General features: G+C 27.3%; 14 protein-coding genes. 10 read left to right on the top strand and 4 right to left on the bottom strand.

The features are described 5' to 3' along the window. Positions 1–80 precede the first annotated feature (80 nt). Entirely contained in the window at positions 81–2,186 is a 2,106-nt protein-coding gene (locus AAHM85_RS00155; protein WP_342260506.1) for a fructose-specific PTS transporter subunit EIIC, read from the top strand. A gap of 33 nt (positions 2,187–2,219) precedes the next feature. Next, a complete protein-coding gene (locus AAHM85_RS00160) occupies positions 2,220–3,167 on the top strand; it encodes a type I phosphomannose isomerase catalytic subunit (RefSeq protein ID WP_342260507.1) in 948 nt (315 codons plus the stop codon). 26 nt (positions 3,168–3,193) lie between these two features. On the opposite strand, the gene AAHM85_RS00165 is transcribed toward AAHM85_RS00160, so the two are convergent. The 4 genes from AAHM85_RS00165 to AAHM85_RS00180 form a co-directional block, all read right to left on the bottom strand. Further along, entirely contained in the window at positions 3,194–3,412 is a 219-nt protein-coding gene (locus tag AAHM85_RS00165; RefSeq protein ID WP_342261676.1) for a PLP-dependent transferase, read from the bottom strand. Positions 3,413–3,472: 60 nt separating this feature from the next. Further along, the gene (locus tag AAHM85_RS00170) at positions 3,473–4,228 is read right to left on the bottom strand and encodes an IS1595 family transposase (protein WP_342260508.1); all 756 of its coding nucleotides are present in this window, start codon (positions 4,226–4,228) and stop codon (positions 3,473–3,475) included. A gap of 228 nt (positions 4,229–4,456) precedes the next feature. Then, complete coding sequence (locus AAHM85_RS00175) at positions 4,457–5,098, bottom strand: IS1595 family transposase (protein WP_342260509.1); 642 nt, start codon at positions 5,096–5,098, stop codon at positions 4,457–4,459. Between the two features lie 28 nt (positions 5,099–5,126). Then, a complete protein-coding gene (locus tag AAHM85_RS00180; protein ID WP_342260510.1) occupies positions 5,127–5,615 on the bottom strand; it encodes a hypothetical protein in 489 nt (162 codons plus the stop codon). Positions 5,616–5,958: 343 nt separating this feature from the next. Between AAHM85_RS00180 and rpsB the strand changes: the two genes are divergently transcribed. The 8 genes from rpsB to AAHM85_RS00220 all read left to right on the top strand — a co-directional run bounded on the left by rpsB (position 5,959) and on the right by AAHM85_RS00220 (position 13,296). Continuing rightward, positions 5,959–6,744, top strand: a complete 786-nt coding sequence (gene rpsB, locus AAHM85_RS00185) for a 30S ribosomal protein S2 (protein WP_342260511.1) — start codon at positions 5,959–5,961, stop codon at positions 6,742–6,744. A 5-nt stretch (positions 6,745–6,749) separates the two neighbouring features. After that, positions 6,750–7,628, top strand: a complete 879-nt coding sequence (gene tsf, locus AAHM85_RS00190; protein ID WP_342260512.1) for a translation elongation factor Ts — start codon at positions 6,750–6,752, stop codon at positions 7,626–7,628. A gap of 20 nt (positions 7,629–7,648) precedes the next feature. After that, a complete protein-coding gene (locus AAHM85_RS00195) occupies positions 7,649–8,230 on the top strand; it encodes a hypothetical protein (RefSeq protein ID WP_342260513.1) in 582 nt (193 codons plus the stop codon). 63 nt (positions 8,231–8,293) lie between these two features. Then, a complete protein-coding gene (gene pyrH, locus AAHM85_RS00200; RefSeq protein ID WP_342260514.1) occupies positions 8,294–9,022 on the top strand; it encodes a UMP kinase in 729 nt (242 codons plus the stop codon). Positions 9,023–9,045: 23 nt separating this feature from the next. Further along, positions 9,046–10,038 (top strand): phosphate acetyltransferase, encoded by a 993-nt coding sequence (pta, locus tag AAHM85_RS00205; protein ID WP_342260515.1) that lies wholly within the window; start codon positions 9,046–9,048, stop codon positions 10,036–10,038. A gap of 18 nt (positions 10,039–10,056) precedes the next feature. Further along, positions 10,057–11,310 (top strand): acetate kinase, encoded by a 1,254-nt coding sequence (locus tag AAHM85_RS00210; RefSeq protein ID WP_342260516.1) that lies wholly within the window; start codon positions 10,057–10,059, stop codon positions 11,308–11,310. A gap of 202 nt (positions 11,311–11,512) precedes the next feature. Further along, positions 11,513–11,653 (top strand): hypothetical protein, encoded by a 141-nt coding sequence (locus AAHM85_RS00215; protein WP_342260517.1) that lies wholly within the window; start codon positions 11,513–11,515, stop codon positions 11,651–11,653. 140 nt (positions 11,654–11,793) lie between these two features. Then, the gene (locus AAHM85_RS00220) at positions 11,794–13,296 is read left to right on the top strand and encodes an FAD-dependent oxidoreductase (protein ID WP_342260518.1); all 1,503 of its coding nucleotides are present in this window, start codon (positions 11,794–11,796) and stop codon (positions 13,294–13,296) included. Positions 13,297–13,307: the final 11 nt, after the last annotated feature.

Genomic DNA, 13,307 nt, shown 5'->3' on the forward strand with positions numbered 1-13,307 from the left:
TTTTAAATAAAAAAACTGTTTTTTTTAAAAAAATAATTTAATATTATGTCATGAATATTTATTAAGTAAGGAGATGAAGTATGTTGTCTAAACAAGATGATATTTTGAGAGTAGAACAGGTTTTTCTTGAATCTGATTGTAAAACACAAGCAGAAGCTTTTCAAGAAATAGCAACTTCTGCTAAAAAATTAGGTTTTTTGAAAAAAAATATTAGTGAAAAATCACTAGTTAATAGTTTTCAACAAAGAGAAGGAGAAGGAACTACTGGTTTTGGTGGTGGTGTTGCTGTGCCACATGCTCGTAATGAAGATATTGTTAAATCAGGAATTTTTATTATGCGTTTTAAACAGCCAATTCCATGGAAAGCACTAGATAAACAACCCGTTAAAGCAATTATTGCTTTAATTGTGCCACTAAAAAGTGCTGGTAATGAGCACTTGGAAATTTTATCAAAAGTGGCGCAAAGATTAACAAAACAGGAATTTCAATCAATATTATTTAATTCAAAAGATAAAAAAGTAATTATTGAATCACTAAATATTGATAATAAACCTAATGCTGAGACTAGTAGTAAAACTATTAGTGAAGATATTAAAAGTTTTTCAAAAAAAACTAAAAATATTATAGCAATTACTGCTTGTCCAGTTGGAGTAGCACATACTTATATTGCACAAGATAAATTAGAAATTGCTGCAAAAAATTTAGGCTATAATATTAAAGTTGAAACTCATGGTAGTATTGGTATTAAAGGTGCTTTTACAGCAACTGATATTGCCAATACTGATTTAGTTATTATTGCAGTATCAGCCGGTGTTGCAGATTTAAAATTAGATCGTTTTAATAATAAACCATTATATAAAGTAGAAATCAGCAAAGTTATTAAGAACCCCGAAAGTATTGTTAATGATGCTTTTGCTAACGCAAAACCTTATGAAATAAACAAGTCAGAATCGGGACAAAAAGTGGAAAAAGTAAATAAATCAAATGATTTATTTACTACTGATAAACAGGGAATTATGAAACATATTATGGCTGGTGTTGGCTATATGGTTCCATTTGTTGTTTTTGGTGGAATTATGTTAGCATTATCAATTGGTATTGCTAAAGCGGTTTATGGTGCTGACTTTGATATTTCCAAGTTACCACATAATCATTTTCTTTATTTTATGAATCAAGCCGGAAGTATTGCTTTTACATTAATGATTCCAATTTTAGCTGGTTTTATCGCTAATTCAATTGCAGGACGTGCTGCCTTGGTTCCGGCAATGGTAAGTGCATATGTTGCTAATACAGCAGGATTAGTTTATCCAATTGCCGGTTTAGAACCAAAGGTTTCTGCTGGATTTTTAGGAGCATTATTAATTGGTCCAAGTGTTGGATATTTAGTAAAATGAATTATTACTTGAAAAGTACCAAAGACTATTGCTCCAATTATGCCAATTTTTTTTATTCCTATTGTAGTAACATTTTTAATTAGTTTCACTTTTATTTATGCAATTGGAACTCCAATTGGTTGAATAATGGAACAATTTCAAAATGGATTAACTCACATGCCACGTGAAGCAATGGCAGCAATTGGAATGTTGCTAGGAGCCATGATTGGATTTGATATGGGTGGTCCAATTAACAAAGTTGCTTTTTTAGCAGCCTCAACAACGATAACTGCTGATCCTAGTTCACAATTATTTATGGGAGCAGTAGCTGCAGCTATTCCTGTTGCACCACTTGGAATGGGTTTAACAACTTTGATTTTTCGTAAATTCTTTAATGAAAGTGAACGTACATTAGGTTTAACAGCAATGTTAATGGGATGTATTGGTATTTCCGAAGGTGCGATTCCTTTTGCAGTAAGAGATCCAAAACGTGCTATTATTAGTAATATTATTGGTAGTGCTGTTGCTGGTAGTATTGCTGGTGCTTTCTTATTAACTGATGCTGCTGGTCATGGTGGCCCTATTGTTGCTATCTTAGGTGCAGTTAGTTCAGTTAATTATGTGCTTTGGATAAGTATTCTTTTATTCTTTTTAGCCATTATTGTTGGAAGTATTGTTACTTGTTTAGTATATGGTGGATTATTAATTATTCAATCACGTAATATTAAGGTTTTTAAATTAATGAATGAAAGAATTATGAAAATATTTAATAGTAAAAAATCTAAATCAAAAAATAGTAAAAATAAAGTTTAATTGAACAAATAATCAAAGTTTAGGAGAGTGAATATGAATAATAGCACATCACAAATAATTTTTTTAAAACCTGCTTTTATTCGCAAATTATGAGGTAGTCAAAAATTAGCACATAAATTTGATTTTGATTTACCTAAAAATACACCAATTGGTGAAGCATGATTAGTTAGTGCTCATCCCATTGGGATGAGTTATGTTTTAAATGGTGAGTATAAGGGATTAAGTTTAGCAGAATTGTTTAAACAGCAACCTAGTTTATTTGCTAATCTTGATAGTTTAGGTAGTGTGATTAATAAAGAATATCCGTTGTTAACAAAAATTTTAGACGCAAATGATAGTTTAAGCGTTCAAATTCACCCTGATGATAAATTCGCAGAAAAAAATCATCAATGTTTAGGAAAAACTGAATGTTGGTATATATTAGAATGTTTACCCAAAGGTAGAGTTATTTTGGGTCATAATGCTAAAACCAAAGATCAGTTTAATCAATGATTGGCAAAAGAACAATGACATAAACTATTAAAATATATTCCAATTAAAAAAGATCAATTTATTTATGTTTCTTCTCTAAAAATTCATGGTTTATTGGCACATACTATGGTTTTTGAATTACAACAATCATCAGATATTACATATCGTTTATATGATTATGATCGTAAAGATGAACTTGGTAATTTACGAAATTTGCATTTGAAAGAAGCATCAACTATTGTTTTAGCTCCTGATTTAAATAGTAGTGAAGCTAATGGTCATGATAATTATTTAGTTGATAACAAGTTTTTTAAGTTAATTAAATTAGTTAATGAGGGAATTAAACATTATAGTTATCCTAATACTAGATGATTACAAATCTCAGTATTGGATGGTAATGGTATAATTGATGATACTAGTATTAAAAAAGGTGACTCATTTATTTTACCAAATGGTTATACTGATTTTTGTTTAAGTGGTAACATGTTATTGATGGTTGCGTATTGCTAATAAATTGTTTCATTTATAAATAATAATTATAATATTTTTAGTGCTTGTTCCAAATCATTTCACAAATCTTCAACATATTCAATACCAATTGAAAGACGAACAAGACATTCTGAAATATTTGCATTTGCTAATTCTTGTGCATTATAAGTAGAATGTGTCATTGAAGCAGGATGTTCAATCAATGACACAACTCCACCTAAAGAAACTCCTAAAATTATTAACGCTTTTCTCCCTTTATGTACTATTTTTTAATTTTATCACATAAATGCTGAGAAAAGCGTATCTACGGACTTCTCACCACATTTTTAAATTAAACACAGCATTACAATTTCAAAACTAGGTATCTTGTTGAATTTATATGCAGCTTCTTTGGCATATAAATAAACATGATGTTTTGCAACTTTGATATGTGTTTTAAATGTTCTTCTTATATGTTTTCAAATTGAATCAATTTGATTGGTATTTACACCAGTTTTTGAAACATAACCATCTTGATGATTAACTGTTTTATGTTTTGGGAAAACCAATTTGAAATCGCAATATCCTTTTCAATCATCAGTATATACATAACATTTTGAAGAAATGTGGCTTCTTGCAAAATTCAAAAGACTTTTACTCTTTGTATTTTTCAATACTTTCACAATTAAATTATTAGTTGTTTTTTTATAAATGCCAACAATCAATGTTTTATTTTTCAAGGATCTTCCTTGTTTTTTAAAAGCCATATGTGAAAGATACATTTCATCAATTTGCACTGTGCCTTCAACAATAAATTGAGGTTCTTGTTTTGCAATACGTGTTCTAATTTTATGACCCATTCTCCATGCTGTTTTTAAGGTCACTCCCAATTTTTTTGAAACATTAGTTGACGGAATTCCATGTTTGGTGTTTATTCATCTAAAGATGAGGTAAAATCATGATCTTAAAGATGTTTGTGACCTTGAAAATATGGTACCGGTGACAATACTAAATGTTTGATTACATTTCAAACATCTTATTCTTTTTAAATCAGAAGTATTCAAATTAAAACTAGAACACCTAATACATTTGTTTTCTTTCAAATTTGCTATATATGCAAGACATTGCTATTCAGTTTGAAAAGCATTGTTGAACTCATTCAGTTTCATTGTTCCCTCCACAAGTACATGTGGGGAGAAGTCCGATTATTAATTTTAAATTATTTAATAGTTTGATTCCTCCAACATATCCACATTTTAATTCGAAACTAATCATTGCTCCTGGTAATTTCATTTGTTGTTCATAAAGTACTTGTTCTGTTGCTGAATTAGTTAGTCCAGAATAAAACACTTTTTTAATCTTAGAACCTGTTTAGAATCTTTTCAATCATCAGTATATACATGACATTTTGAAGAAATGTGGCTTCTTGCAAAATTCAAAAGACTTTTACTCTTTGTATTTTTCAATACTTTCACAATTAAATTATTAGTTGTTTTTTTATAAATGCCAACAATCAATGTTTTATTTTTCAAGGATCTTCCTTGTTTTTTAAAAGCCATATGTGAAAGACACATTTCATCAATTTGCACTGTGCCTTCAACAATAAATTGAGGTTCTTGTTTTGCAATACGTGTTCTAATTTTATGACCCATTCTCCATGCTGTTTTTAAGGTCACTCCCAATTCTTTTGAAACATCAGTTGACGGAATTCCATGTTTGGTGTTTATTCATCTAAAGATGAGGTAAAATCATGATCTTAAAGATGTTTGTGACCTTGAAGATATGGTACCCGTGAGAATACTAAATGTTTGATTACATTTCAAACATCTTATTTTTTTTAAATCAGAATTATTCAAATTAAAACTAGAACACCTAATACATTTGTTTTCTTTCAAATTTGCTATATATGCAAGACATTGCTGTTCAGTTTGAAAAGCATTGTTGAACTCATTCAGTTTCATTGTTCCCTCCACAAGTACATGTGGGGAGAAGTCCGTTAATTTATTTAAATGGAGAACTAAAAGGATTACTATTTTGCTTTCTATCTCAATGAGAACAACTAGCATCTTGATTACTTTTATTTTTCATTTCTTCATTTCATTGTCTAACTTGTTTTTTAGGGCTTCACATTGAATGTGTAGAAGGTGAAACATAATAAACAGTTCTTATGTTTTGTGCTATTTTATTTTTACTTGCTTTTATTTCTTTATCATATAAAACATCACTAGAACAAATGCCAGCATTTGTTGTTCCTTTAGTCTTTGTTTCTATGGCAAATCTATTTCTTAATCTTTGATCTATTTCTAAATTAGTTACATCATTTCTATTAGCATAGTTGTGCTTTTTTAATTGTTGGTCAGTAAGTTTCACAAATGATTCTGTAACTCCACATATTGTTTGTTCTTCTATTACAGTTTTTTTTAATCTATTTTGTTGATTTTGAAAATGATATTTAAGTTGTTGTTTTTCTTGTGTTTTAGATGTAAACATTTTTCTTTCAGCTTCCCTTTTAAATATACTAAAACTTAATATTAAGTTTTAGTATTTTATATGTGTAATTTACTTTTTATTTTTATAATATATTGTGTGTTTTTATCGGTATTATTTTTTAAGAAAACGAAAAAATATTTTTATAATAAAGTTTATTAAAATACAATTCTATTTTTAAGTTTAAAAATAATTTGTTTAAAATATAAAAAATGTGCTACAATATACAGGCTTAATTTAATGAAAATAAGCAACACATTTGTGAATTCATTGCCTAGTGCTTTTTAATTAAAAAGTGGCCAATGTTAGAAATAAATGGAAGAAAAACAAATTAGAAGGAGACAATATGTCAGTTGTAACACGTGAACAACTCCTTGAAGCAGGAGTTCAGTTTGGTCACCAAACTAAAAGATGAGATCCAAAGATGCGTAAATATATTTTTGGTCAAAGAAATGGTATTCATATTATTGATTTACAAAAATCAATGCGTAAATTAGATGAAGCTTGTCACTTTGTTAAAGAAACTAGTGAAAATGGTGGTAAAGTTTTATTTGTAGGTACAAAAAAACAAGCGAAAGAAGCTGTGCAAGAACTTGCAATTAGTTGTAATTCACCTTATGTAACAGAACGTTGATTAGGTGGTAATTTAACTAATTTTAAAACTATTAAATCAAGTATTAAAAAGTTAATTGATATTGAAAATAAAGAAAAAAGTGGAGAAATTAAACTTTTAACAAAAAAAGAACAAATGCTAGTAATTAAAGAAAAAGCACGTTTAGAACGTAATCTTGGTGGTATTAGAAATATGTATAAATTACCAGAGGCTATTTTTGTTACTGATACTATTACTAATAAAATTGCTGTCGAAGAAGCAGTTAAACTTGGTATCAAAATTATTGCAATTTGTGATAGTAATTCAAATCCGGATAATATTGATTATATTATTCCTGGTAATGATGATGCTACAAAATCAATTACTTTAATTACAAAGAAAATTGCTGAAGCTATTAATGAAGGACAAAGTGTAAAACCAGTTATTTCTAAAAAAGAAATAGTAGTAGAAGAAACTACTAGTCTTGATGAAAATAAAACTGAAAATGTAATTGAAAAAATAAAGAATAAAGGAGAATAGTTTATATGTCAGAAGTTAAAGTAGATGTTAAATTATTGAAAAAATTAAGAGATACAACCGATTTACCAATTACTGATTGTAAAGAAGCTTTGATGGAAAAAAATAATATTTTTGAAGCAGCACTTTCTCTATTAAAAATTAAAGGTTTAGCAAAAGCAGAGAAAAAAAGTATTAATAAAGCTACTGAAGGGGTTACTAAAGTTGTTATTAGTGGTAATAATGCAATTATTGGTGAATTAAATTGTCAAACTGAACAAGTTGCTGATTTAGAAGATTTTAATGATTTATTTACTAAGATTTTAGAAACAATTTTAAAACATCAACCTAAAACTATTGAAGAAGCTTTAACGTTAAAAGCTGATGGAAGTAGTGAAAGTTTAAATGATGAGATAAGATTTGCTATCGCTAAATTAGGTGAAAATATTGTTTTAAATCGTTTTCAATATTTAAGTAAAAATAGTGATGAAGTTTTTGGTTCATATGTCCATGGTGGTGGTAAATATAGTGGTTTAGTTATTATCAAAGGTGTTGATAAGGAAAGTGATATTCCAAATAATGTTGCTATGCAATTAGTATCAGCAGATGCTAAATACATTGATATTGATCACATACCTGCAACAGTTCGTGATAAAGAATTATCAATTATTAGTGAAAAAACAAAAGAAGAAGAAAAATTAAAAGCAAAAAAACGTCCTGATAATATTCTTGAAAATATTATAAAAGGCCGTTTTGAAAAAGTATTATCTGAATTAACTATTGTTGATCAACTTTATATTAAAGATAATACAATTAAGGTTAAAGAGTATTTAACTAAAAATCATGCTACAATTATAGCTATGATACGTTATCAATTAGGTGAAAAAATTGATAGTTCTACCAAATAAACATTTAGGAGGTAAATAAAGTGAATTTTCAAATTATATATTATATTGCATTAGTAATGTTTATATTATTATTAGTTATTCTTGGTTGAGGATGATATAGTTTTAATAAACCAAAAACAACTATTAAATTTTTAAATTTAAAATTATTAGTAGCAACATTAATAGTTGGGGTAATTGGTTTAGTTATATCAATTGTTCCAATTGGGATGCAAGTTTGAACATTTGAACCAGAATATATTAAATCTGATCCTGCTTTTTTAAGTTTATTAATAGTAGAGTATATATTTTTAGTTATCGTGTTAGGATTAGCATATATTTTTAGTTTTGATTTTGGTATCGCAGTTGATGAACATAACATTTATTTCTTTGGACAAAGCGTTAATACTAGTAAAATTGTTGCATTGGAACAAAAGAAAAATGTTTTAAAAATTGTTTATGAACAGGGTATTAAAAAAATTAAAAAACGTTTAACAATTATTACTCCGCAAGCACAACTTTTTGTTAAAGATCATTTAGCACAAAAAGTTATTGCTAACGTTGAATTAGAAATTGTCGCTGAAAGCGCAAATAATAATTCATTATCTAGTGATAATAATAAATAAATAAAAAGCCACAAAGCAATCTGTGGCTTTTTATAATATTAAATTTAAGGAGGATGATCAAAAATGGAACAATTTAAATATAAACGAATATTATTAAAAATTAGTGGTGAAGCTTTAGGTGATGGTAGTAATGAATTATATAATAATGAAAGTATTGATAATGTTTGTCAACAAATTAAAACACTAGTTAAGGCAAAAGTAGAAGTTGGTTTAGTAATTGGTGGTGGTAATATTTGACGTGGTGCTAAGCAAGGAGAAAAGATTGGTTTAAAAAGAATTAATGCTGATTATATGGGAATGTTAGCAACTATTATGAATGCTTTGGTAATTGAATCAAAGTTAAAAGCACTTAACGTAAAAGTTATTGTGCAAACATCATTAGAGATTAATCAAGTTGCTGAACCTTTTTATTACAAAAAAGCTATTAGTAGTTTTGAAAAAGGCTATGTTTGTATTTTTGCTGGTGGTACTGGTTCACCATACTTTACAACGGATACTGCAGCAGCACTTCGTGCTACTGAAATTAATGCTGATATATTATTAATGGCAAAAAATGGCGTTGATGGTGTTTATGATAAAGATCCAAATATTAATAAAAATGCTATTCGTTATTCACATTTATCATATCAAGATATTACTAATAAACAATTAAAAGTAATGGATTTAACTGCTTCAACAATGTGTATGGAAGCTAACTTGAAAATTATGGTATTTGATATTAAGGTTGAAAACAATATCATTAAAGCAGTACAAAATAAAGCAATTTCAACTATTATTAGAAATCAAAATTAACAAATTAAAGGAGAGAAGATAATATGAAACTATTAGATTTTATTTTATCTATTTTACAAAAAATCAAAACACCAATCAGAATTTTATTTCCAGAAGGAGATAATGAAAAAGTACAAGCAGTAGCTTTAAAAATTATTAGTGATAATTCACCTGTTAAAAATTTTATTACACCAGTTTTATTATTTAATAATGATAAAGAAATTCCTAGTAATATTAAAAATTCTAATATTAAAACATTAGTTATTGAAGAAAATCAAGTAACAAATTTTACTAATCAATTATATGAATTAAGAAAAGCAAAGGGTTTAACTTTAGAATCAGCTAATAAATTGGTATTAAGTCGTAATTACTTTGGAATGATGTTATTAAATAATAAAGAAGTTAATGGTTTTGTTGGTGGTATTACTTTTACTACTGCTGATATTTTACGTCCAGCTTTACAAATTATTGGACCAAAAGCAGGTACTAAAACTGTTTCAAGTACATTTATTATGAATAAAAATGAAGAAATATTTTTATTTAGTGATGGTTCAATTAATTTAAATCCAACAGCTGAACAATTAGCAGATATTGCAAAATCTACAATTCATTTTGCCGAACTTTTAGAATTTAATCCAATTAAATTAGCAATGTTATCTTATTCTACTAATACTAGTGGTAGTGGTGAAAGTGTTGATAAAGTACGTAATGCTACTAACTTTATTCAGCAATTAAAATTAAAGAACGTGCAAGTAGCAGGACCAATTCAATTTGATGCTGCTTGAGATCAAGAAGTGCGAAATAAAAAATTCCCAGAATTAACAATTAAAAATCATTGTAATGCATTTATTTTTCCAACTTTAGATGCTGCTAATATTGGTTATAAAATTGCCCAAAGATTAGCTGATTATAAAGCTATTGGTCCTATTGTTTTAGGTTTAAATCAGCCAGTTAATGATCTTTCTCGTGGTGCTACTATTGATGACATTTATTACACAGCATTGATCACTGCTATTCAAACATTAATTAAGAATTAATAAGGAGATAAAACAAATATGTCAGAACAAAATAAAATTTTAGTTATTAATGCCGGAAGTAGTTCTATTAAATTTCAACTTTTTAATGCTATTAATAATGGTAAACAACCTCATTTTACTATTCTTTGTAAAGGTTTAGTTGAAAGGATAGCTATTAAAAATAGTAATTTTATTATTGAAATTGCTAATGGTGATAACTTTATTAAACATGAAGTAACGAAAGATATTGCTGATCATGTTATAGGAGCGCAAACAGTTATTGATGCATTAATTGAGTATAAGGTCATTAATAATTTTGATGATATTAAACGGATTGGTCATCGTATGGTTCACGGTGGTCAAAAATTTAATAACTCAATTGTTATTGATGAGAAAGTCATTGCTGGTATAAAAGCATGTATTCCTTTAGCACCATTACATAATCCACCAGCTTTAAAAGCATTATCATCTTTTCAAAAATTAGTTCCACATGCTAAACATGTGGCAGTATTTGATACTTCATTTCATAGTACTATTCCTGAAGAAAAATATCTTTACTCAGTTCCATATGATTGATATAAAACATATGAAGTAAGAAGATATGGATTTCATGGTACTAGTTATCGTTATATTTTAGATAAATTAACTAATATTTTAAATAAACCAAAAGATAAGATTAATGCCATTATTTGTCATTTAGGTAATGGTGCTAGTATTTGTGCTATTAAAAATGGTAAAAGTTTTAATACTAGCATGGGATTAACACCGTTAGATGGTTTAATTATGGGTTCTAGAAGTGGTATCATTGACCCTTCTATTCATGGTTATATGTGTAATGTTAAAGCAGAAGCAACTATTGAAACTATTACTAATGATTTAAATAAAAGTTCGGGTTTATTAGGAATTAGTGGACATTCTTCTGATTTGCGTGATGTTCTTGCAAGTAGTGATGATAAAAACCATAAGTATCATTTACAATCACAATTAGCAATAAAAATGTTTGTTCAAAGAATTGCTAATTATATTGTTCAATATGCTAATGATTTAGATAGTAATATTGATGCATTAGTATTTACTGCAGGTATTGGTGAAAATTCTGTAATTATTCGTCAATTAGTTATTGAGGAAATTAAAGTGTTTATTTTAAAATTAGCAACTAATAAAAATAATGATAAGTATAATGATTACTTAGAAATTAGTGATAAACAATCAGAAGTTCCTATTTTTAAAATTAGAACAAATGAAGAATTAATGATTTGTCAAGATACATATAATTTATTAAAAAATATTTAAAAAATAAAAAAATATATTAAGGATTTTTTGTTTTGATATATAATGTTTAAATTAAGTGAAAATACTTAATAATTATCAAATTTTAACTAAAAATAAATAATTTAAAGATTTAAGGAGAAAAAGGTATGACAACTAAAGACATTAAAGAAAAAAATAATTATAAAATTAGTGAAAAAATGAATATAAAAATTTTGATAAAAATATGATAAACGAAATTAATAAATTAACTAAGAAGTCATCATCAAGTCGTAGTAGAGTTACTTGTCGTGATTGAAAAGAAGAAAGTAATAAAGATAATTATTATCATGATGGAAGTTGACCAATTGCAATTGTAAGTTTTTAAAATGAGTGATATATTGATTTACTACCGAAAGAAAGAGTTGTAACTATTAAATAAAAAGTGATAAAATAATATATATATTTGTATTTGTGCTTACAAAAAAGAAATTGAAAAAAAGGAATAAGTAAGAGAGGAATTTTAGCATGGAAAGAAAACAAAAGATAGTTGTTATAGGTGTTAATCATGCCGGAACAACAGCACTAAAGGCAATTATGAGGTCTAATCCAAATAGTGAAGTAGTAGCATATGATCGTAATGATAATATTTCATTTTTAGGATGTGGAATTGCGCTTTGAGTTGGTAAAGAATTTACTGATCCAAAAGGATTATTTTATGCCACAATTGAAAAGTTAAGAGCATTAGGTGTTAAAATTAAAAAAAAACATGAAATGATTAAATATGATAGTAAAGCTAAAATTGTTACTATTAAAAATTTAGATACTAATGAAGTATTTACTGAAAGTTATGATAAGTTAGTATTAGGAATTGGTTCATGACCAATCTTAAATCCAGGTGGTAAAGAAATTCCTGGTTTAATTGCTCATAAAGATGGTGCAGTTGTTAAAGATACTTTAAATGGTGTTAAATTAACAAATGGCATTCATTTATCAAAACTATACCAACATGCTCAAGAAATTATTTCTCATTTGAGTAAACCAGAAGTAAAAAAAGTAGTAGTAATTGGTGCAGGTTATATTGGTATTGAATTAGTAGAAGCTTTTTATAAAGATAAAAAAGAAGTTACTTTAATTGATTTTGAAAATCGTATTATGCCTCGTTATTATGATGAAGAATTTACAAACGATGTTGAAGCAGATATGAAAAAAGTAGGAGTAAAATTACAATTAGGAGAAACTTTACAAGAATTTATTATTAAAGATGATAAAGTGAGTGAAGTAAAAACTAATAAAGGAATATATAAAGCTGATTTAGTAATTATGGCTGTTGGTTTCTTACCAAATACTGCTATCTTGAAAGATGAGAATGGTAAAGTTCAACTTAACTTAGATCCTCGTGGTGCAATTGAGGTTAATGAATATTTTCAAACTTCAGATCCTAATGTTTATGCAATTGGTGATTGTATTAATATTCGTTCAAATGCTTGAAATAAAAATGTTAATATTGCCTTAGCAACTAATGCTGTACGTAGTGGTTTAATTGCTGGATTAAATGTTGCAAAAACAGATCCTAAAACAAGAATCGCCTTTCCTGGTGTTCAAGGAACAAATGCAATTGCTGTTTTTGGTTGAAAACTATGTGCTACTGGTTTATCAGAAGTTTCTGCAAAAGCAATTTTAGGATCTAATAATGTAGAAGCATATTTTTATCAAGATACAGTGTTCCCACCTTTTATGAGTGAAAATCATGAAGTAAAAATTAAAATTATATGAGAAAAGAGTTCTCGTCGTATTGTTGGAGCTGAAATTGGTTCAACTCATGATCATACAGAAACAATTGCAATGTTTTCACTAGCAATATTGAAAAATGTTACTATTGATGAAATTCCATTAATTGATATGTATTTTTTACCACACTTTAATAAGCCTTATAACTTTGTTACTGCGGCAGCACTTTTGGCAACAGGAATTTTAACAAAAGAAGATGTTACATATCCAGATCCATATTTAAAAGGTAAGAAAAAATAGATTACCTTATC

The organism is Spiroplasma endosymbiont of Notiophilus biguttatus (assembly GCF_964030985.1).
GTDB classification, from domain to species: Bacteria; Bacillota_I; Bacilli_A; order Mycoplasmatales; family VBWQ01; genus Spiroplasma_E; species Spiroplasma_E ixodetis_A.